We start from the raw sequence: 18,461 nt of genomic DNA, 5'->3' as shown, positions 1-18,461 counted from the left end.
AGCGTCATCGGTATGCACCTCACCCGGTTCACCGACCTAGGACTGCGCACGCTGATGCTGCTGTCCTCGGGAGAGACCGAGGACCGGCGCATCACCACCCGCACCATCGCCTCGGGCGCCAACGCCTCCGAGCATCACGTCGCCAAGGCCGTCTCCAAGCTGTCCGAGCTCGGCATGGTGCACGCGCGGCGCGGCCGGGTCGGGGGACTGGTGCTCACCGAGGCCGGGCGCAATGCCTCGATCGGCTGGCTGGTGCGCGAACTCGAAGGGGACCGCGAGGTCATCGAATGCGGCGGGGACTCCCCATGCCCGCTCATCGCAGCCTGCCGGCTACGCCGGGTGCTGGCCGACGCAAAGGAGGCGTTCTATCGCGAACTCGACCGATACACCGTCACAGACCTGACGGCTGACAGCCGCCTACCGATTGTTCTGCAACTCACCACCCCTGAAAGGAATCCCCGATGACCGTCACCAGCCCCGAGCCGTCTGCGGTACGCGACGAACTGGAGCCCAAGCACGCCGAGATCGTCTCCGCGACACTGCCTCTCATCGGCGCGCACATCGACGAGATCACCTCGGAGTTCTACCGCCGGCTGTTCGCCAACCACCCCGAGCTGCTGCGCAACCTGTTCAACCGCGGCAACCAGGCCCAGGGCGCCCAGCAGCGCGCGCTGGCAGCGTCCATCGCCACGTTCGCCACCCACCTGGTGAACCCCGACCTGCCCCACCCGTCGGCGCTGCTGGCCCGGATCGGCCACAAGCACGCCTCGCTGGGCATCACCGCCGACCAGTACCCGATCGTGCACGACAACCTCTTCGCCGCGATCGTCGAGGTACTGGGCGCCGACACCGTGACGCCCGAGGTGGCCGAGGCCTGGGACCGCGTCTACTGGATCATGGCCGACACCCTGATCGCCCTGGAGCGTGACCTCTACGCCGGTGCCGGTGTGGCACCCGGTGACGTCTTCCGGCGCTTGCGCGTCGTCTCCCGCGTCGACGACCCTTCGGGTGCCGTGCTGGTCACGGTCCGCGCCGCAGAACCCGTCAACTTCATTGCCGGGCAATACGTCTCGGTCGGCGTCACGCTTCCCGACGGCGCCCGCCAGCTACGCCAGTACAGCCTCGTCGGCGCGCCAGGATCCACCGATCTGACATTTGCGGTCAAGCCTGTTGACGCCGTCGCAGACCAGCCCGCCGGCGAGGTGTCGTCCTGGATCCGGGCCAACCTGTGCATCGGCGACCTGCTGGACGTCACGCTGCCGTTCGGCGACCTGTACACCGGCGGCAAACCTGACGGACCTCTGGTGCTGGTCTCGGCGGGCATCGGGATCACCCCGATGGTCGGCATCCTGGAGTTCCTGGCCGCCGAGGCGCCCGACACCCAGGTGCGGGTCCTGCACGCCGACCGCAGCGACAGCGGCCAACCGATGCGCGAACGCCAGCGCGAGCTGATCGACGCGCTGCCCAGCGCCGGCCTCGACCTCTGGTACGAGGACGGTGTCACCGGAGGGGCGGCCGGCGTGCACGCCGGACTGCTCAAGCTCGACGGGATCGATCTGCCCGCCGACGCCGCGTACTACCTGTGTGGCGGGGCCGGATTCGTCGAGGCGGTCCGCACCCAGCTGAGCGACCGGGGAATCGCCCACGAGCGGGTGCACTGCGAGCTGTTCGCGCCCAACGATTGGCTTCTGGATTAACCGACCAGGCAAAACAGCTCCCCGGCGGCCGCGCTGACCTGCGGTTTGGTTTGGCTGCCGGGGAGGTTGTACCCTCTTTAAGGCCCCGCAGCCGCAACGCTGCGGGACAAGCCCCCTTAGCTCAGTCGGCAGAGCGTTTCCATGGTAAGGAAAAGGTCAACGGTTCGATTCCGTTAGGGGGCTCGGTGGACGCCAGGCGAGCGAAGCGACGCGGGAGTATCCGGACGTGGAGCCCCACCTGGGACCATCCGGGGCGGTGTAGCTCAGCTGGTTAGAGCGCACGACTCATAATCGTGAGGTCGGGAGATCGAGCCTCCCCACCGCTACAGGAACATCAAAAGCAGAGCGTGATTTTGAGCAGGGAGAACTGACGTGGCGTCGAGTACCGACGTACGGCCGAAGATCACTTTGGCGTGCGAGGTGTGCAAGCACCGCAACTACATCACCAAGAAGAACCGCCGCAACGATCCCGACCGGCTCGAGATCAAGAAGTTCTGCCCCAATTGCGGCACCCACCAGCCGCACAAAGAGTCGCGATAGCCATTCGCTGTGGCTCTTTCGACCAGCATCGTCGGGATGCATTATCGGCATCCTGAGCATTACGAAGTCGGACGCGAGAAGATCCGCGAGCATGCGATCGCGGTCAAGAACGACGATGCGTTCTTCCACGACGAGGCTGCCGCGGCAGAGATCGGCCACGACTCGCTGCCGGCGCCGCTGACCTTCATCTGCATCTTCGGTTACCAGGCGCAGTGGGCATTCTTCGAGTGGGCCGACATCGGCATCCAGGATGCCCAGATCGTCCAGGTCGATCAGGAGCTGAAGTTCCTGAAGCCGGTCAAGGCCGGTGACAAGCTGTACTGCGACGTGTACGTGCATTCCGTGCGCAAGGCGCACGGCACCGACATCATCGTGACCAAGAACATCATCACCGACGACAAAGGTGACGTGGTCCAGGAGGCCTACACGACCCTGGCCGGGCGTGCGGGCGACGGAGAAGAGGGTTTTAACTGATGGCGCTGCGCGAGTTCAGTTCAGTTCAGGTCGGTGACACGCTTCCGGAGCGGGTGATCCCGCTGACCCGTGGAGACCTGGTCAACTACGCCGGTGTGTCCGGTGACCTCAACCCGATCCACTGGGACGACGAGATCGCCAAGCAGGTCGGCCTCGACACCGCGATCGCCCACGGCATGCTGACCATGGGCCTCGGCGGCGGCTACGTCACCGGATGGGTCGGCGACCCGGCCGCCGTGACCGAGTACAACGTCCGCTTCACCGCGGTGGTGCCCGTCCCCAACGACGGTGTGGGCGCCGAGATCGTCTTCAACGGACGGGTCAAGTCCGTCGACCCCGAGCAGAAGCTGGTCACTCTCGCCATCTCGGCCACCGCAGGCGGAAAGAAGATCTTCGGGCGGGCCACAGCGACCGCGAAACTGGCGTAAGGAGTTCTGGGCCATGGCACTCAAGGCTGACATCCGAGGAATGGTCTGGAAGTATCCGTACCCCTTCCTGATCGGCCGCGAGCAGATCCGCCAGTACGCCAAGGCCGTCAAGGCCATGGACCCGGCCAGCCACGATGAGGCTGCCGCCGCCGAACTCGGCCACGACACCCTGGTCGCACCGCTGACCTTCGCCTCCACCCTGGCGCTGCTGGTGCAGGAACACTTCTTCCAGAACGTCGACATCGGCATGGAAACCAAGCAGATCGTCCAGGTGGACCAGAAATTCCTGTACCGCAAGCCGCTCAAGGCCGGCGATCAGCTGCACGCCGTCATGGAGGTCGCCTCGGTCGAGGAGCGCTTCGGCGCGGACATCGTCGTCACGCACAACGTGTGCACCGACGACAACGGTGAGGTGGTCCTCGAAGCCATCACCACGATGATGGGTCACGACGCCGACGACTCCATCCAGGTCAAGTGGGATCCGGAAACCGGCAAGGTCATGCGGAAGGCCGCCGGCGAGTAGTCGTCAGCAGGGGCGCGATTAGTTTCTCGGGCCCCTGCCGGGTACACTCGGCACTCGGGGTTTTTCCCATTTCAGCGCGCTGTCCGTCGGCTTGACCATCGAACGGGCCGCGCGCGAATTGTGTAAGCCTCGGCGCAGTACGGTGACGAAAGCGCCAGAAAGTCACCAACAGAGGGGCGTAGCTCAACTGGCAGAGCAGCGGTCTCCAAAACCGCAGGTTGCAGGTTCAAGTCCTGTCGCCCCTGCTCAAACTGAATACTCGACAACGTGTGGACACTGGAAGGTGGACACACAAACCAGGATGAAAGGCATGCGGTGAGCGACGAGCGCGAAGGTGCCGGCTCCGCAGACGACACTGGAACCGACACCGGCACCGACACCGGGGCAACGGACACCTCGCACGGTCAGACCGCGGTGGTGACCCGGCCGCTGCGCCCGACCGGCAAGCGGAGCCGTCGTGGTGCAACTGGTGAGGCCGACGGTGACGACGCCGCCGAGGGCGACGCGTCGAGCGATGATGCCAAGGCCGACTCCGGTAAGTCGAAGAAGGCCAAGAAGAACGCGAAGGCCAAGAAGACCGGGCCGTCGCGCAACCCGATCATGTTCGTCGTCAACTACCTGAAGCAGGTCGTTGCCGAGCTCCGCAAGGTGATCTGGCCGAACCGCAAGCAGATGGTCAGCTACACCTCGGTGGTGCTGGTCTTCCTGGTGTTCATGGTGGCGCTGATCTCCGGCGCCGACCTGGGCCTGGCGCGGCTGGTGTCGCTCGTGTTCGGCACCTGATCCGGAATTTGAGAGAGGACTGACAACGTGACCACGTTCGACGGCGACGAGACCGTTGCCGAGACCGTTGACGTCGACGGCGTCGAGTCGCAAACCGATGAATCGGCTGAGGGCCAAGAGGTTGTAGCGGCCGACTCGGTCGACGAGACCGACTCGGCCGACGAGGCCGAAGAGGCTCCGGCCGACGAAGCCGCCGAAGAGGCGCCCGCGGTCGACGAAGTCGACGAAGACGAGGACCCGGCAGTCGCGCTCAAGAAGGAACTGCGCCTCAAGCCCGGCGACTGGTACGTCATCCACTCGTACGCCGGTTACGAGAACAAGGTGAAAGCCAACCTCGAGACCCGCGTGCAGAACCTGGACGTCGGCGACTACATCTTCCAGGTCGAGGTGCCCACCGAAGAGGTCACCGAGATCAAGAACGGCCAGCGCAAGCAGGTCAACCGCAAGGTGCTGCCCGGCTACATCCTGGTCCGCATGGAGCTCAACGACGAGTCGTGGGGCGCGGTGCGCAACACCCCCGGCGTCACCGGCTTCGTCGGCGCCACGTCGCGTCCGTCCCCGCTGTCGCTGAACGACGTGGTGAAGTTCCTGCTGCCGCAGGGCGCGGCCAAGAAGCCCGCCAAGTCCAGCGCCACCGCCACCCCCGGTGCCAGCACCGAGGCCACCTTGGAACGGCCCGAGATCCTGGTCGATTTCGAGGTCGGCGAGTCCGTCACCGTCATGGACGGCCCGTTCGCGACGCTGCCCGCCTCCATCAGCGAGGTCAACGCCGAGCAGCAGAAGCTCAAGGTGCTGGTCTCCATCTTCGGCCGCGAGACTCCGGTCGAACTGACCTTCAACCAGGTCTCCAAGATTTAGTCGCCACAGCGGCTAGAAACAACGGGCGTTTACGCGCCCTTGGATGAGCAAGTAAAGGAACACCAGAAGCATGGCCCCGAAGAAGAAGGTCGCCGGGCTCATCAAGCTGCAGATCCAGGCCGGGCAGGCCAACCCCGCCCCGCCAGTCGGTCCTGCGCTTGGCCAGCACGGCGTCAACATCATGGAGTTCTGCAAGGCGTACAACGCCGCGACCGAGTCGCAGCGCGGAAACGTCATCCCCGTGGAGATCACCGTCTACGAGGACCGCAGCTTCACGTTCGCACTGAAGACCCCGCCCGCCGCCAAGCTGCTGCTCAAGGCAGCCGGTGTGCAGAAGGGCTCGGGCGAGCCGCACAAGACCAAGGTCGCCAAGGTGACCTGGGATCAGGTGCGCGAGATCGCTGAGACCAAGAAGGCCGATCTCAACGCCAACGACATCGACGCCGCGTCGAAGATCATCGCCGGCACCGCCCGCTCCATGGGCATCACGGTCGAATAGTTCGGCACCAAGCAATTGTGGGAGGGCCCGCTTCGGCCCGCCAACCACAGACTCTGAATTGGAGATTCAATGAGCAAGAACAGCAAGGCATACCGCGAAGCCGCGGAGAAGGTCGACCGGGACAAGCTCTACAGCCCGCTTGAGGCCGCGAAGCTGGCCAAGGAGACCTCCTCCAAGAAGCAGGACGCCACCGTCGAGGTCGCCATCCGCCTCGGCGTCGACCCCCGCAAGGCCGACCAGATGGTCCGCGGCACCGTCAACCTGCCGCACGGCACCGGTAAGACCGCCCGCGTCGCCGTGTTCGCCGTCGGCGAGAAGGCTGAGCAGGCACTGGCCGCCGGCGCCGACGTCGTCGGCAGCGACGACCTGATCGAGAAGATCCAGGGCGGTTTCCTGGACTTCGACGCCGCGATCGCCACCCCGGATCAGATGGCCAAGGTCGGAAAGATCGCCCGCGTGCTGGGCCCGCGCGGTCTGATGCCGAACCCCAAGACCGGCACCGTCACCCCCGATGTCACCAAGGCTGTGGCCGACATCAAGGGCGGCAAGATCAACTTCCGTGTCGACAAGCAGGCCAACCTGCACTTCGTGATCGGCAAGGCGTCCTTCGACGAGGCCAAGCTGGCCGAGAACTACGGCGCCGCCCTCGACGAGGTGCTGCGGGCCAAGCCGTCCTCCTCGAAGGGTCGTTACCTCAAGAAGGTGACCGTCTCCACCACCACGGGCCCGGGTATCCCGGTTGACCCGTCGGTGACCCGGAACTTCACGGAGGCGTAGCTCGCGGAGCCGACCATCGGCACCGAGGCGTAGCTCGCGGAGCCGACCATCGGCACCGAGGCGTAGTCCTTAAGCCCGAGTGGCCAGTTACGGCACAAGATTCTCTGAATCGCGTGTCATAACTGGCCATTCGGCGTTTCTGGGGTGCACTCGGCGAGGCGGCGACGCAGGAACGCCCGGGCCGGCTCGGACGCCGCGCCTTCGCCGTCAAGTGCGACGCGGTACCAGCGCTGGGCCTCGCCGAGGCGGCCGGCCCGGCGCAGTAGATCCGCCCGGATCGGTGCCACGGCATTCGTCCGGGCCAGCCGTGGATCGTCGGCGACCTCGTCGAGCGCGGCCAGTCCGGCTTCGAACCCGTCGCGAAAGCCAACGGCCAGTGCACGATTGGCACGCACGACTGGCGAGTCGGTCATCGCCGCCAATTGGTCGTAGGCCAGGCAGATGGTGCCCCAGTCGGTGAGCTGCCAGGTGGGCGCCGTGGCATGCAGCGCCGCGATCACCGCCTGCGGAAGATACGTGCCGGCCGCACCGTCGGCCATACGCAGTTGTTCCAGGCCCCTTGCGATGCGGCCACGGTCCCAGTGGCTGCGATCCTGCTCATCCAGCGGTATCAGCGCGCCGTCCTCGTCCACCCGGGTACGTCGGCGTGAATCATGCAGCAGCACAAGCGCGGCGAGCGCATGGGCGTCACGGTTGCCCGGCATCAACGAGCAGAGTTCGCCCGCGAGCCGCACACCCTCATCGCACAGCTCGTCACGGATGGCCGAGGGCCCGCCGGTCGACCAGTAGCCCTCGGTGAAGACCGAATAGATACACCCGAGGACGTGCGGCGTCCGCTCACCCAGAAGCTCCGGCGGCGGCACCCGCAACGGTATGTTCGCTTGGCGAATCTTGTTCTTGGCCCGGGTGATTCGTTGCCCCACGGCGGCCTCGGACTGCAGCAGGGCCCGGGCGATCTCGGTGACGGTGAGACCGGAGATCAGCCGCAGGGTCAAGGCCAGTTGCGAGCTCCGGTCCAGCGCGGGGTGGGCGCAGGTGAACATCATCCGCAGCTCGTCATCGCGCACCGGTTGCAGCTCGGCGCCCCCGCCGTCGGCCGCGCTCACGTGCTCGTACACCGCTGCGAGTTCCTTTCCGGCACGGGCGGATTCACGTCGCAAACGATCCAGGGCCCGATTGCGCGCCACCGTCGTCAACCATGCACCGGGATTGGCGGGCACACCGTCGGCCGGCCATGTCTGCACAGCCTGTGCGCAGGCCTCCTGGACGGCGTCCTCGGCCACGGTGAGGTCACCCGACCAACGCGCGATGGTGGCCACTACCGGTCCCCACTCGCGCCGAAAGACGCCGTCCAGCTGTGTCACCGAGGACTACAGGCCCGAGACGGCCGACAACTGACGCACCTCGATGGCCGACGCCGGAATCATCGACGCCAGCTTGACCGCCTCGTCACGATCGGAGGCGCGCAGCACGTAGAAGCCGTTGGCGACCTCGGCGCCCTCGGCGTACGGACCGTCGGTGAGCGTCACCTCGCCGTCACGCACGCGCACGGTGGTCGCGGTGGACGGCGGATGCAGCGGCGCACCGGCAAGCGTCTTGTCGCCGATGGTGTTGGCGAGTTCGACATGCCGGCCGGCCTGCCGGTTCCACTCGTCGGTGCCCGGCGTGTTGACGTCCTCGGGACGCTCCAGCAGCAGTGCCAGCCAATCGTTGCCCAGTGGCTGCTCGGGCGCCTGCCAGTGGACCATCGGCCACACCTCGACCGCACCGAAGTGCGCGACCGGAATGTCGCGGGCCAGCGCCAGGGCCTCGTCGAGATTGTCGGCCTCAAACACGTAGTAGCCGCACGCCACCTCGGCCCCCTCGGCGTACGGGCCGTCGGTGACCGTCGGGTGGTCCGGCCCACCGGTGATGCGGGTGGCGGTCGCCGCCCGGTCCAGTGCGTCGCCCGCCCGGATCGCGGACCCGGCCTTGGCGTGAAAAGCCTGGAAGGCTGCCATGCCCTCGGCCCGCTGTTCGGGGGCGAGTTCCACGTCCTGGCTGATCAGTAAAGCGAAGTAGTGCATCGTCATCTCCCGGCGTCAGCGAGTGGGAACCCTCTGTTCCACTCTCTACCTATCCGACGAACGCGGGTGCTGGGATCCGACAGCCCCACCGAAGAAATTTCGGTGACTACTTCTGCAGCGTGAACTGATGCACGCTGATGTGGCCGGAGGCGAAGTATTTCTGGCAGCCGTTGAGGTACTTGTCGTAGCGGTCGTAAACCTCTTGGCCCTGGATCGCGATGGCCTCGTCCTTGTGGGCCTCGAGCGCGTCGGCCCAGATCTTGAGCGTCCGGACGTAGTGCGGACCGATCTCATGAATCCTGGCCACGGTGAAGCCGGCTTCCTTGGCCTTCTCTTCCTCCATCGACACCGAGGGCAGCCTTCCGCCGGGGAAGATCTCGGTCATGATGAACCGCGCGAACCTGGCATCTTCGAACGTCATGTGAAGCCCGAGTTTCTGGCCCTGCCGAAGGTCGAATCCGGTGATGTTGTGCAGCAACATGATGCCGTCGTCGGGCAGTGCGTTATAGGCCGTCTCGAAAAACGCCGGATACCGCTCGAATCCGAAATGTTCGAAGGCGCCGATCGATACGATGCGGTCGACTTTGTCGTTGAACTCTTCCCAACCTTGGAGCCGGACCTCGACGTTGCGCTCGGTGGGAATCTTGGCGAGCTTCTCGATGGCGTATTCGCGTTGCTCACCGCTCAACGTCAGGCCGATGACGTTGACGTCGTACTTCTCGATCGCGCGGGCCATGCCGGCACCCCAGCCGCAGCCGACGTCGAGCAGCGTCATCCCCGGTTCCAGACCCAGTTTGCCGAGTGCCAGATCGAACTTGGCGATCTGGGCTTCGTCGCCGGTCATGTCCTCGCGCTCGAAATAGCCGCACGTATAGCCCATGGTCGGGCCTAGAAAGAGTTCGTAGAACTCGTTGGAAATGTCGTAGATCGACTGCAGTTCTTCATATTTCGGTGTCAATTTGGACATATTCGATATGCTCCAAGCTGTAGAGTTCTCCCCGCGAATCTCAGAGTACCGCAGGCTCGACCCGACGCCCTGTTGCCGTCGCCGTCAATGAATTGCCTTGGCAAATAAAATTTTCGGGCTGCACCGTCATTTTTCCGGCGTTGCCTGCGGTAATGCATCCGCGGCGCTTCGTTGGCGAAGGAAATCAGCCGGCGACATGCAGGGTGAACTGGTTGACGTCGGTGTAGCCGACGCGGAACAGGTTCGCGCAGCCCGTGAGGTAGCGCATGTAGCGGTCGTAGACCTCCTGGGACTGGGTCCGGACGGCCTCATCGTGGTGGGCCTCCAGATTGGCTGCCCACAGGTCGAGGGTTCGCGCGTAGTGCTCCTGCAACGATTGCCGACGCGTCAGCGTGAACGATCCCCGCTGCGCATGCTCCTCGACCGTCTCGACCGTGGGCAGCCGCCCGCCCGGGAAGATCTCGGTGAGAATGAACTTGATGAACTTGGCCAGCTCGAAGGTGAGCGGGATGCCTCGTTCGTGAGCGTCTCGGGGGTGCATCCCGGTGATGGTGTGCAGCAGCATCACCCCGTCGTCCGGCAGCACATGATGGGTGAAGCGGAAGAAGTCCGCATAGCGGTCGGGGCCGAAATGCTCGAACGCCCCGATCGACACGATCCGGTCCACCGGCTCGTCGAACTCCTCCCATCCGGCCAGTAGTACCCGTTTGGAACGAGGCGAGTCGGAGTGGTCGAACAGCGTCTGCACGTGAGCGGCCTGGTTTCGGCTCAGGGTCAGGCCCACGACGTTCACGTCGTAGCGCTCGATTGCGCGCATCATCGTTGCGCCCCAGCCGCATCCGACGTCGAGCAGGGTCATTCCCGGTTGTAGTCCGAGCTTGCCCAGCGCCAGGTCGATCTTGGCGCGCTGGGCTTCTTCGAGCGTCATGTCGTCGCGTTCGAAGTATGCGCAGCTGTACGTCCGGGTCGGATCCAGGAACAGGGCGAAGAAATCGTCGGACAGGTCGTAGTGGGCCTGCACGTCGTCGAAGTGGGGTTTGAGATTTGCCGGCTGTTTTGCCATGCGGCGCCTAACGAACGAAGACGGACTGGCGAGAGCCGCACTAAGCCACGTCTTGACCTAGCCGCCCCCCAGACTGCTCTAAAAAACAGTAGAGCGGGCACGGCCAGCTACCGAGCTTTCCGGCGCCGGCAAACGAATTAACGTTGCAGACGCAGGTATCAGGCGGAACTCGCGAAGTTCGTCTTCAGCTCGCCGACGATCTCGTCCCACACCGGTTCGGGCAGCTCGTGGCCCATTCCGTCGATCAACACCAGGCGGGCGCCGCTGATCGCACGCGCCACCGCGCGGCCCCCGAACGGGCGCATCAGCCGATCGGAGCGACCATGGATCACCACCGTGGGCACACTGATCCGCTTGTCGTGGTGGCGCAGGCTGCCGCTGCCGAGAATGGCGTCGAAGTGCCGGGCGATCCCGGCCGGATAGTAGGCGCGGTCGTACAGTTCGGCGGCCTGGGCCCGAATCTCCGCCTCGGGAGTGGGGTAGCCGGGGCTGCCGTTGATCCGGCTGATCCGAACGGCGTTGTCGATGATGGCATCTCGCGACGAATTGGCGGGCGGGCCGGTGATCACCGACAGCAATTGCTTGATACCCGGCGGCGGCAACAGCGGCTGGTTGTTGCTGGAGAAGATCACCGCCAGCGACTTGGTGCGCTGCGCATAACGGGAGGCGAACACCTGGGCGATCATCCCGCCCATCGAACCGCCGACGATGTGGGCATTGTCGATGTCGAGGTGATCGAGAAGGGCGGCAGCGTCATCGGCCACATCTTCGAGCGTGTAGACCGACGGACTCCGAAGCCCCAGAAACGACCGGGCCATCCGCAGCGGCAGCGGGGAATCGACCCGCTTGCCGGACAACTTGGTGGACAGCCCCACGTCGCGGTTGTCATAGCGGATGACCCGCAACCCCTGACTGACCAGCTTCTCGCAGAAACCGGTGCGCCACAACAGCATCTGGGCACCGAGGCCCATGATCAGCAGCACGGCCGGATCGTTCGGATCGCCCATGTCCTCGTAGTACAGGTCGACATCGCCGGATTCCGCCGACGACTTCGCGAACCCTGATCGCACCTTCATGCCGGCCATTCAGGCCTCGATCCCGTCGCCGTCTTCGCCCTGCTTGTGTTCCCGGCTGATATCCACCATGAAGTTGGCGAAATACCCGGTGAGCTGGGGATCGTTCATCATCTGCCACTTCGGCGCCAGCAGCTTCATGTACCGCTCGACGTAGAGGAACTGCTTGCCGATCAACACCAGCTCGCGGGGCAGCTTGACGTCGTAGGCATCGGCCAGCGCCGAGAGCTGCTTACCGATCTCGGCGTAGGACATGTCGCCGAGGGACTTCATCGTCAGCGGGGTGGCGAACTTCTCCAGGTCCTTGGCGGCCTGCGCCTCGGGCTTCACCGTGCCCACGGCCCCCATCAGCACGACGATCTTGCCCGCAGCGGCATGGTCCTTCTTGACCAGGAGGGCGTACACGAGCTCGCGCAACAACCAGCGGGTGCGCGGGTCGATGCGGCCCATGATGCCGAAGTCGAAGAACGCGATCTTGCCGTTGTCGTCGACATAGAGGTTGCCCGCGTGCAGGTCCCCGTGGAACAGGCCATGCTTGAGGCCGCCCTCGAACACACTGAACAGCAGAGCCTTGACCAGCTCGGTGCCGTCGAACCCCTTCTTGCGGATCGCAGCGACATCGTCGATACGTACCCCGGTCACCCGCTCCATGGTCAGGACCCGCTGGCTGGTCAGGTCCCAGTACACCTGGGGGACCCGGATGTTCTCGCCCAGCGGCGAGGCATGCATGTGCGAGACCCAGGCGTCCATCGACTGGGCTTCCAGCCGGAAGTCGAGCTCTTCGGCCAGATTGTCGGCGAAGTCGGCGACCACGTCCTGGGCCGACAGCCGCCGGCCCAGCTTGGCGAGCTCCACCAGCTGCGCCCCGCGCTTGAGGATCTGCAGATCGGCGGCGACGCGACGCCGGATCCCCGGGCGCTGGATCTTGACCACCACCTCCTCGCCGCTGTGCAGCGTGGCGTAGTGCACCTGGGCGATCGAGGCCGAGGCGAACGGCTTCTCGTCGAAGCTCTTGAACAGTTTCGTGGGCTCGTCGCCGAGTTCTTCGACGAAGAGCTTGTGCACCTCATCGGTGTCGGCCGGCGGTACCCGGTCGAGCAGGCCGCGGAACTCGCGGCTCAGCGGCTCGCCGAACGCGCCCGGGCTGGACGCGATGATCTGGCCGAACTTGACGTAGGTGGGGCCGAGGTCGGAGAAGGCCTGCGGTACCTGCTTGACGATCTTCTGCTGCAGGGATCCGCGCCCGAACATGTTGGCAGCGACGCGGACCCCGGTGCGGGTGATCTGCCAACCGGTAGCGCCGATACGGGCGGCTTCCACGGGCAGCGGCACCCGGCTCAACCTGGCGACCTCGCGGTGCTTGGTTTTCGGCGGCGTAGTGCTCATAGCTGCAGTGTCTCAAAGGCCACGGTGCGGCCAAAAACATCTGTGCCGTGAGTCACACCGACGCGAAACTTTCCTCGACCTCGTCGCGGCTCAGGATCGGGTCGGTTCCGGGCACGTAGGTGGGCTCGGTGTGCGGCGCGGTGGTTCCGGCGGAGACCCGTTTTTGGGCCGCCCGGAACTCGAGGGTGTTGCCGGCCGCGGTGTGCAATCCGTTGATGATCGACCACACCATGGCGCGGCGGGCGGCCCGCTCGATCGGGTTCGGATCGGTGTGCCCGATCAGCTGCTTGGCCCACTTCGGCATGGTGTCGCGGATTGCCCAGTCCACTGCACTCTGCGGCATCGGCAGATTGGGGCCGGTGGCCATGGCCGCGCCGTGGGTCAGCGCCAGCCTGGGCAGATAGGAGTGCAGGCACTCCAGTGTCTCGGCCTTGGTTTCGGGTAGGTCGGTGCCGCCCAGGGCGTGCCCGACGCGGATGAACTCGCCGTAGTAGCGGTCGAGTTTCTTACCGCGCAACGGGTTCGGATGGTAGATCTCGTGCGCGGTGGCCAGTCCCCACACCACGGTCGCGTAGTTCCAGCGCAGCCAGTCCGGATCGTCGGCGTCGTAGACCGCGCCGTCGGGGCGGGTCCCCTTGATGGTGTGGTGCATGGCGCGGACGGTCTTGGCCACCCGCTCGGCGGTCTCGGTGTTGCCGTAGGCGGTGCCGATGAAGAACGCGATGGAGTGCCCCAGGCGCACGGCCGCGCCCTGCGGATCGATGACGGGGACGGCGGTGCCATCTTCGTCGCGCTTGACCAGACGCGAATGGTGCATGCCCATCCAGTAGATGGAGGGATCGAGGCGTTCCATGTACGCCGCGCACTGCAGGCCGAAGATGAGCGCCTCGGTGTGGGAGTGGACGTGCCAGACGGCGCTGCCGGGGCCGAACCACCCCGGATCGCCGGCCGGTTCGGCGAACTCCATGCCACGGAAGTAGTGCTGACGGATGTCCGTGTCGAACTTCCGCTGCAGCATCTGCTCGAGGATTTGGTGTGGCATGTCCACCGCGGGACCCCTTTCTGGTTACGTATGTAGCCAGAATACATTTTGGGTACGAGTGTGACCAGATCTAATCTGAAGCAATGACCGGAGCGCCCAACCCGACCCGCTGGGCCGGTGTGCCGCTGACCGACCGCCGGGCCGAACGCCGCGCCCTGCTGGTGGACGCGGCGTTCCGGCTGTTCGGCGACGGGGGAGAGGCCGCGGTCTCGGTCCGCTCGGTCTGCCGCGAATGCGGCCTCAACACCCGGTACTTCTACGAGAGCTTCGCCGACACCGACGACCTGCTCGGTGCGGTGTACGACGAGGTCAGCGCTGCGCTGGCGGTCGACGTCGAAGCGGCGACGGCCAGCGCCGCCGATTCGCTGCGGGCCAGGACCCGCGCCGGGATCGCCGCGGTGCTGGGATTCAGCTCGGCCGACCCGCGGCGGGGACGGATCCTGTTCACCGACGCCAGGGCCAACCCGGTACTGGCCGCCCGCCGCACGGCGACCCAGGACCTGTTACGCGAGGCCGTGCTGTCCGAGGGCGGTCGGCTACGCCCGGGTTCCGATCCGGTGGCCGCCCAGATCGGCGCGGCCATGTACACCGGTGCGATGGCCGAGCTCGCCCAGCAGTGGCTGAGCGGCAACCTGGGCGACGACCTCGACGTCGTGGTGGATTACGCGCTCCGGCTGGTGCTCGGCAGCGGCGGCGGTGCCGGCAATTAGGCCCGGTGCCGCCAATTAGTCGCGGCCGGTAAGCGCGCAGAGCCGTCAGGCTTGAGCGACCGGACGCCAGCGCTTGATCCACTCGGTCTCGGGCCACTCCTCTTCGGCCGCGAGCAACTCGTACATCGTTGCGCGATCGATCGATTCGCGGATGATGTCGGCATGCCCGGCGTGGCGGCTGAGTTCCTCGATCAGATGCATGACGACCCACCGCACCGACCAGTTGTCGACGTCCTGTGGGAACCACGGCACATCGTGGGGCACCGGAACCGCGGTGTCGAGGTCCCGCTCGGTGAACACCCGCAGCGTCTCGGCGTTCTGGGCCTTGAACGCGTCGAGTAGCCCGGCCAGGGTTTCGTCCTCGCGCATCACGTGCATGTCGGCGTAGTCGGCGGCCTGTTCCTCGAATGGGCGGGGATCGGCCGGTGGGAACTGCGGTCCGTGCTCGGCGCGGTCGGCCCAGCTCTTCTGCACGGCGGTGACGTGCTTGATCAGACCGCCGACCGACAGCGCGCTCACCGACGGCGTGGACCGCGCCTGCTCGTCGGTCAGGCCGTGCGCCACTGCGAAGAAGGCGTTCTGCTGAAAGGCGAGAAACTCGACGAGGTTCCGGCGTTCATCGGCGGCGGGAGGCGGCATTCCTGGCATGGTTCAGTTCTCCTTGTTGGTTGAGTGGGCGTAAAGATCTCGGATACAAGCGATTTCGGCGCCGTGGTGGATCGCTTCCCGATTGATGTGCAGTACCAGCACAGCCATCGGCTCATCACCGTAGGGCCCCTCGGCGGGACCGCACGGACGTTGCAGGTCATCTTCGCTCAGCGACCTGACCCCGTCGATCCAATTTCGGTACGCGTCGTCGAGTTGGTGCAGGGCCGTGGCCGCATCGGTGGCGTACGGCCACGACTCGTAGTCCGCCGGCGGTCCGCCGAAGTGCGAGTGGTTGCGCATCGCGAACACACCGACGATCACGTGTGCCAGCCGCCAGGCGATCGTGGTGAACGGTTCCGGTTGTGGCGGTGGATAACTGAAGTCGATGGCGCCGTCGGGGTGAACCGTCCAGCAGTCGGGGACCGGTGCCCAGAAGTACTCGTGGTCGGTGAGGCCGTCCAATCGCGGCCTCAGTTGATTCGTCCAGTGGAAGTCCAATTGATCGGCCAGAAGGTTTGTCCACATGAGACCACTGTTTCACGCATATAGGACAGTTTCGGTCCTAAAAATGCGGCAGACTTCTGACATGGCGGTGAGCAGTGAAACCACCGGCCGCGTGTTGCAACTCCTCGGCCTGTTGCAGGCGCGCCGGGCGTGGACGGGTGAAGAGCTGGCCGAACGGCTCGGGGTCACCACCCGCAGCGTCCGTCGCGACATCGAGCGGCTGCGCGACCTCGGCTACCCGGTCCACGCCAGCAAGGGGCAGGGCGGGGGCTACCAACTGGGCGCAGGTGCGGCACTGCCCCCGCTGCTGCTCGACCCCGATGAAGCCGTCGCGATGGCCGTCTGCCTGCGGCTGGCCGCAGGCGGAAGCGTCGCCGGCGTCGGCGAATCCGCCCTTCGGGCACTGTCCAAACTCGACCAGGTCATGCCCGCGCGGTTGCGGTCACAGGTCTCGGCGGTGCACGACGCCACCGTCACCCTTGCACCCAACGCGTCGGACTCCCCGGTGGAGCCCGAGGTGTTGATGACCCTGGCCCGCGCCTGCCGCGACCGCGAACACGTCAGTACCGACTACACCGACATTCGCGGCAACCACACCCAGCGGCGGCTCGAGCCCTACCAGCTGGTGACCACCGGTCGTCGCTGGTACCTGATGGCCTACGACCGTGACCGGGAGGACTGGCGCAGCCTGCGGTTGGACCGGATGTCCACGGTGGCCGCGACGGGGACCACCTTCACCCCGCGCGAGGCCCCGAACGCGGCCGACTATGTGCGCCGGTCGATCAGCTCCTCGCCCTACCGCTACCGAGCGCGGGTGCGCTATCACGCCCCGCAAGAGGTTGTGGCGCAGAAGTTTCCACCGGCGTCGGCCACCGTCGAGGCGGACGGCCCCGCTGCCTGCATCGTCACCACCGGCGCCGACGACCCTGAACGCATGGTGCTCTATTTCGCCACCGTCGGCCACGACTTCGAGGTGCTCGAGCCGCCCGAGGTGGCCGCCGCCGTGCGCGCCGTGGCCGACCGCCTGCACCTGGCTGCGCGAGGCACGGTCAGGTGATCCCGAGGCGGTCGAGCAGCATCAGGAACGCCGCAGCGAAGTCATTGTCTGCGGTCGCGGCGCGCACCTCATCCCAGTCGACCTGCTCGCGCACCGCCCGGGCCGCGGGTAGCAACGGGGCGAAGTCGCAATGGTGTTCGTTGAGCGACCGCAGCTTCTCCGACACCACCAGCGTCGGCGGCAACACCGGCATCCGGACCGCGAGCACGTCCAACACCTCCGCGGAGGCCAGCGTCGCCGCATCCACCGACACCCCGTTGAGCTGGTAGAGCACGTCGACCAGCACGTCGTCGTCGGGATAGGCCTTGAACAACCAGTCCTCGGGTACATGCACGATCTGGAACCCGGCCTTACGCAACGCCACCTCGGCCGCCTCGGCGTCGGTCTCGGCCACCACGAAATCGACGTCGTGAACCGGCTCGGGCGCGCCGTACACCCACAGCGCATAGCTGCCGCCGAGCGCGAAGTGCGGCCCATGCGCCTTGAATGCCGCAGCAGCGCGCTTCAGCGCGTCACGCAGATCGTCGTTGCGGTCGAGCATGTGCCATCCCGGATCGGTCGGGCATCGCGATGGAGCCGATGCAGAGTGGGTACTGAGTACCCATGCGGCTGGCCACTTTCAACATCCTGCACGGACGCAGTGTCCACGATGGCGACGTCGACCTCGGCAGACTTGCCGCCGCGGTGGCCGAACTCGACGCCGACATCCTCGCGCTGCAGGAAGTCGACCTGGATCAGCCGCGCTCGGGCAAGGCCGACCTGACCGCCGTGGCGGCCCGGGCGATGAACGCCGTGCACCATCGCTTCGTCGCCGCGATCTCCGGGACCCCGGGAGCCACCTGGATGGCTGCGACCGGCCGCGAACAACCCGGCACCGCCGCCTACGGCATCGCCCTGCTCACCCGGTACCCGGTCGAGAACTGGCAGGTGTTGCGGCTTCCCCGGATACCGGTCCGGTTTCCGATGTACGTCTCGGGCATCCGCCGGTTCCGGATCGTCCACGAAGAACCCCGGGCCGCGATGGTCGCGCGCATCGACACCCCACTCGGCGCGCTCACGGTGGCCAACACCCACCTGTCGTTCGTACCGGGATGGAACCGCCTGCAACTGCGGCATCTGGTGCGGGATCTGAGCGGCTTCCCGGCGCCGAGGCTGCTGATGGGAGATCTGAACTCAGGCGCGCCGGCACACTGGCGCCCACTCGGGGAGGCCCCGACGTTTCCCGCCGACACGCCGACGACGCAGCTCGACCACATCCTCACCGACGACCCGACACTGTTCGCCACTGCCTGCGTGGCGCCGCACCTACCGATTTCGGATCATCGGGCGTTGGTCGTCGACATTTCGGAGCGTTGAAGTCGTAGGG

The 18,461-nt window shown here is 66.0% G+C and carries 23 protein-coding genes and 3 tRNA genes; 16 read left to right on the top strand and 10 right to left on the bottom strand.

Annotated elements, in window-relative coordinates; translation table 11 throughout:
• The first annotated feature begins 12 nt into the window (after nt 1–12).
• From A5779_RS24630 to rplA, 13 genes are all read left to right on the top strand, one after another.
• Nucleotides 13–465 (top strand): RrF2 family transcriptional regulator, encoded by a 453-nt coding sequence (locus A5779_RS24630; protein ID WP_064886350.1) that lies wholly within the window; start codon nt 13–15, stop codon nt 463–465.
• A complete protein-coding gene (locus A5779_RS24625; protein WP_064886349.1) occupies nt 462–1,697 on the top strand; it encodes a globin domain-containing protein in 1,236 nt (411 codons plus the stop codon). Before A5779_RS24630 ends, A5779_RS24625 begins: the two co-directional genes overlap by 4 nt.
• Nucleotides 1,698–1,807: 110 nt before the next feature.
• A tRNA-Thr gene (locus A5779_RS24620) sits at nt 1,808–1,880 on the top strand.
• Between the two features lie 69 nt (nt 1,881–1,949).
• A tRNA-Met gene (locus tag A5779_RS24615) sits at nt 1,950–2,023 on the top strand.
• A gap of 46 nt (nt 2,024–2,069) precedes the next feature.
• Nucleotides 2,070–2,237 (top strand): 50S ribosomal protein L33, encoded by a 168-nt coding sequence (gene rpmG / locus A5779_RS24610; RefSeq protein ID WP_003881823.1) that lies wholly within the window; start codon nt 2,070–2,072, stop codon nt 2,235–2,237.
• 9 nt (nt 2,238–2,246) lie between these two features.
• Nucleotides 2,247–2,711, top strand: coding sequence for a (3R)-hydroxyacyl-ACP dehydratase subunit HadA (hadA, locus tag A5779_RS24605; RefSeq protein WP_064886348.1), 465 nt, complete (start codon nt 2,247–2,249; stop codon nt 2,709–2,711).
• Nucleotides 2,711–3,139 (top strand): (3R)-hydroxyacyl-ACP dehydratase subunit HadB, encoded by a 429-nt coding sequence (gene hadB / locus A5779_RS24600; protein ID WP_055110091.1) that lies wholly within the window; start codon nt 2,711–2,713, stop codon nt 3,137–3,139. The genes hadA and hadB overlap by 1 nt, the downstream gene beginning before the upstream one ends.
• Nucleotides 3,140–3,152: 13 nt before the next feature.
• On the top strand, nt 3,153–3,662 hold the full coding sequence (gene hadC / locus A5779_RS24595) for a (3R)-hydroxyacyl-ACP dehydratase subunit HadC (protein ID WP_064886347.1): 510 nt from the start codon (nt 3,153–3,155) through the stop codon (nt 3,660–3,662).
• A gap of 172 nt (nt 3,663–3,834) precedes the next feature.
• A tRNA-Trp gene (locus A5779_RS24590) sits at nt 3,835–3,907 on the top strand.
• Nucleotides 3,908–3,977: 70 nt separating this feature from the next.
• The gene (gene secE / locus A5779_RS24585) at nt 3,978–4,445 is read left to right on the top strand and encodes a preprotein translocase subunit SecE (protein ID WP_064886346.1); all 468 of its coding nucleotides are present in this window, start codon (nt 3,978–3,980) and stop codon (nt 4,443–4,445) included.
• Nucleotides 4,446–4,472: 27 nt separating this feature from the next.
• Nucleotides 4,473–5,303 (top strand): transcription termination/antitermination protein NusG, encoded by an 831-nt coding sequence (gene nusG / locus A5779_RS24580; protein WP_064886345.1) that lies wholly within the window; start codon nt 4,473–4,475, stop codon nt 5,301–5,303.
• A 70-nt stretch (nt 5,304–5,373) separates the two neighbouring features.
• Nucleotides 5,374–5,802, top strand: coding sequence for a 50S ribosomal protein L11 (gene rplK, locus A5779_RS24575; RefSeq protein ID WP_003881829.1), 429 nt, complete (start codon nt 5,374–5,376; stop codon nt 5,800–5,802).
• Between the two features lie 69 nt (nt 5,803–5,871).
• On the top strand, nt 5,872–6,579 hold the full coding sequence (gene rplA, locus A5779_RS24570; RefSeq protein WP_064886344.1) for a 50S ribosomal protein L1: 708 nt from the start codon (nt 5,872–5,874) through the stop codon (nt 6,577–6,579).
• 116 nt (nt 6,580–6,695) lie between these two features.
• Here the strand turns inward: rplA and A5779_RS24565 are convergent, their stop codons facing one another.
• The 7 genes from A5779_RS24565 to A5779_RS24535 all read right to left on the bottom strand — a co-directional run bounded on the left by A5779_RS24565 (nt 6,696) and on the right by A5779_RS24535 (nt 14,182).
• On the bottom strand, nt 6,696–7,943 hold the full coding sequence (locus A5779_RS24565; RefSeq protein ID WP_064886343.1) for an RNA polymerase sigma factor: 1,248 nt from the start codon (nt 7,941–7,943) through the stop codon (nt 6,696–6,698).
• Nucleotides 7,944–7,949: 6 nt separating this feature from the next.
• Entirely contained in the window at nt 7,950–8,645 is a 696-nt protein-coding gene (locus A5779_RS24560) for a YciI family protein (RefSeq protein WP_064886400.1), read from the bottom strand.
• Nucleotides 8,646–8,751: 106 nt separating this feature from the next.
• Nucleotides 8,752–9,612 carry a cyclopropane mycolic acid synthase family methyltransferase gene (locus tag A5779_RS24555; protein ID WP_064886342.1) on the bottom strand — a complete coding sequence of 287 codons (861 nt, stop codon included), beginning with the start codon at nt 9,610–9,612 and terminating at the stop codon, nt 8,752–8,754.
• A gap of 184 nt (nt 9,613–9,796) precedes the next feature.
• Nucleotides 9,797–10,675, bottom strand: coding sequence for a cyclopropane mycolic acid synthase family methyltransferase (locus tag A5779_RS24550; protein ID WP_064886341.1), 879 nt, complete (start codon nt 10,673–10,675; stop codon nt 9,797–9,799).
• Nucleotides 10,676–10,833: 158 nt separating this feature from the next.
• Nucleotides 10,834–11,751, bottom strand: a complete 918-nt coding sequence (locus A5779_RS24545; protein WP_064886399.1) for an alpha/beta fold hydrolase — start codon at nt 11,749–11,751, stop codon at nt 10,834–10,836.
• A gap of 9 nt (nt 11,752–11,760) precedes the next feature.
• Nucleotides 11,761–13,134 (bottom strand): ABC1 kinase family protein, encoded by a 1,374-nt coding sequence (locus A5779_RS24540; RefSeq protein WP_064886340.1) that lies wholly within the window; start codon nt 13,132–13,134, stop codon nt 11,761–11,763.
• A gap of 52 nt (nt 13,135–13,186) precedes the next feature.
• Nucleotides 13,187–14,182, bottom strand: coding sequence for an oxygenase MpaB family protein (locus A5779_RS24535; protein WP_064886339.1), 996 nt, complete (start codon nt 14,180–14,182; stop codon nt 13,187–13,189).
• Between the two features lie 77 nt (nt 14,183–14,259).
• Here A5779_RS24535 and A5779_RS24530 point away from each other — a divergent pair, with 77 nt between their 5' ends.
• The gene (locus A5779_RS24530) at nt 14,260–14,886 is read left to right on the top strand and encodes a TetR/AcrR family transcriptional regulator (protein WP_064886338.1); all 627 of its coding nucleotides are present in this window, start codon (nt 14,260–14,262) and stop codon (nt 14,884–14,886) included.
• A 45-nt stretch (nt 14,887–14,931) separates the two neighbouring features.
• Here the strand turns inward: A5779_RS24530 and A5779_RS24525 are convergent, their stop codons facing one another.
• Both A5779_RS24525 and A5779_RS24520 read right to left on the bottom strand, forming a co-directional pair.
• Nucleotides 14,932–15,534, bottom strand: coding sequence for a DinB family protein (locus A5779_RS24525; protein ID WP_055110070.1), 603 nt, complete (start codon nt 15,532–15,534; stop codon nt 14,932–14,934).
• A gap of 3 nt (nt 15,535–15,537) precedes the next feature.
• Nucleotides 15,538–16,059, bottom strand: a complete 522-nt coding sequence (locus A5779_RS24520) for a DinB family protein (protein ID WP_064886337.1) — start codon at nt 16,057–16,059, stop codon at nt 15,538–15,540.
• 61 nt (nt 16,060–16,120) lie between these two features.
• Here A5779_RS24520 and A5779_RS24515 point away from each other — a divergent pair, with 61 nt between their 5' ends.
• Nucleotides 16,121–17,095, top strand: a complete 975-nt coding sequence (locus A5779_RS24515; RefSeq protein ID WP_064886336.1) for a helix-turn-helix transcriptional regulator — start codon at nt 16,121–16,123, stop codon at nt 17,093–17,095.
• Here A5779_RS24515 and A5779_RS24510 read toward each other — a convergent pair.
• On the bottom strand, nt 17,088–17,636 hold the full coding sequence (locus tag A5779_RS24510; protein WP_064886335.1) for a nucleotidyltransferase family protein: 549 nt from the start codon (nt 17,634–17,636) through the stop codon (nt 17,088–17,090). The two genes, A5779_RS24515 and A5779_RS24510, sit on opposite strands and share 8 nt — an antisense overlap.
• A 62-nt stretch (nt 17,637–17,698) precedes the next feature.
• Here A5779_RS24510 and A5779_RS24505 point away from each other — a divergent pair, with 62 nt between their 5' ends.
• Nucleotides 17,699–18,451: an endonuclease/exonuclease/phosphatase family protein gene (locus tag A5779_RS24505; RefSeq protein ID WP_064886334.1), complete on the top strand. Its 753-nt coding sequence runs from the start codon at nt 17,699–17,701 to the stop codon at nt 18,449–18,451.
• Nucleotides 18,452–18,461 lie beyond the last annotated feature (10 nt).

Source organism: Mycolicibacterium peregrinum, from assembly GCF_001665625.1.
In the GTDB taxonomy this organism is placed as follows: domain Bacteria; phylum Actinomycetota; class Actinomycetes; order Mycobacteriales; family Mycobacteriaceae; genus Mycobacterium; species Mycobacterium peregrinum_B.
Note: the sequence above shows the minus strand (reverse complement) of the source record. Positions and strands in the feature narration are given on the sequence as shown.

Excerpts from the sequence above, each read along its gene's own strand:
- A5779_RS24545 (WP_064886399.1), bottom strand. The coding sequence starts at position 11,751 with ATGAAGGTGCGATCAGGGTTCGCGAAGTCGTCGGCGGAATCCGGCGAT.
- hadC (WP_064886347.1), top strand. The coding sequence starts at position 3,153 with ATGGCACTCAAGGCTGACATCCGAGGAATGGTCTGGAAGTATCCGTAC.
- A5779_RS24630 (WP_064886350.1), top strand. The coding sequence starts at position 13 with ATGCACCTCACCCGGTTCACCGACCTAGGACTGCGCACGCTGATGCTG.
- A5779_RS24520 (WP_064886337.1), bottom strand. The coding sequence starts at position 16,059 with ATGTGGACAAACCTTCTGGCCGATCAATTGGACTTCCACTGGACGAAT.
- A5779_RS24525 (WP_055110070.1), bottom strand. The coding sequence starts at position 15,534 with ATGCCAGGAATGCCGCCTCCCGCCGCCGATGAACGCCGGAACCTCGTC.
- A5779_RS24505 (WP_064886334.1), top strand. The coding sequence starts at position 17,699 with ATGCGGCTGGCCACTTTCAACATCCTGCACGGACGCAGTGTCCACGAT.
- A5779_RS24530 (WP_064886338.1), top strand. The coding sequence starts at position 14,260 with ATGACCGGAGCGCCCAACCCGACCCGCTGGGCCGGTGTGCCGCTGACC.
- A5779_RS24515 (WP_064886336.1), top strand. The coding sequence starts at position 16,121 with ATGGCGGTGAGCAGTGAAACCACCGGCCGCGTGTTGCAACTCCTCGGC.
- A5779_RS24555 (WP_064886342.1), bottom strand. The coding sequence starts at position 9,612 with ATGTCCAAATTGACACCGAAATATGAAGAACTGCAGTCGATCTACGAC.
- A5779_RS24560 (WP_064886400.1), bottom strand. The coding sequence starts at position 8,645 with ATGCACTACTTCGCTTTACTGATCAGCCAGGACGTGGAACTCGCCCCC.
- A5779_RS24625 (WP_064886349.1), top strand. The coding sequence starts at position 462 with ATGACCGTCACCAGCCCCGAGCCGTCTGCGGTACGCGACGAACTGGAG.
- hadB (WP_055110091.1), top strand. The coding sequence starts at position 2,711 with ATGGCGCTGCGCGAGTTCAGTTCAGTTCAGGTCGGTGACACGCTTCCG.
- A5779_RS24510 (WP_064886335.1), bottom strand. The coding sequence starts at position 17,636 with ATGCTCGACCGCAACGACGATCTGCGTGACGCGCTGAAGCGCGCTGCT.
- A5779_RS24550 (WP_064886341.1), bottom strand. The coding sequence starts at position 10,675 with ATGGCAAAACAGCCGGCAAATCTCAAACCCCACTTCGACGACGTGCAG.
- A5779_RS24540 (WP_064886340.1), bottom strand. The coding sequence starts at position 13,134 with ATGAGCACTACGCCGCCGAAAACCAAGCACCGCGAGGTCGCCAGGTTG.
- rplK (WP_003881829.1), top strand. The coding sequence starts at position 5,374 with ATGGCCCCGAAGAAGAAGGTCGCCGGGCTCATCAAGCTGCAGATCCAG.
- rplA (WP_064886344.1), top strand. The coding sequence starts at position 5,872 with ATGAGCAAGAACAGCAAGGCATACCGCGAAGCCGCGGAGAAGGTCGAC.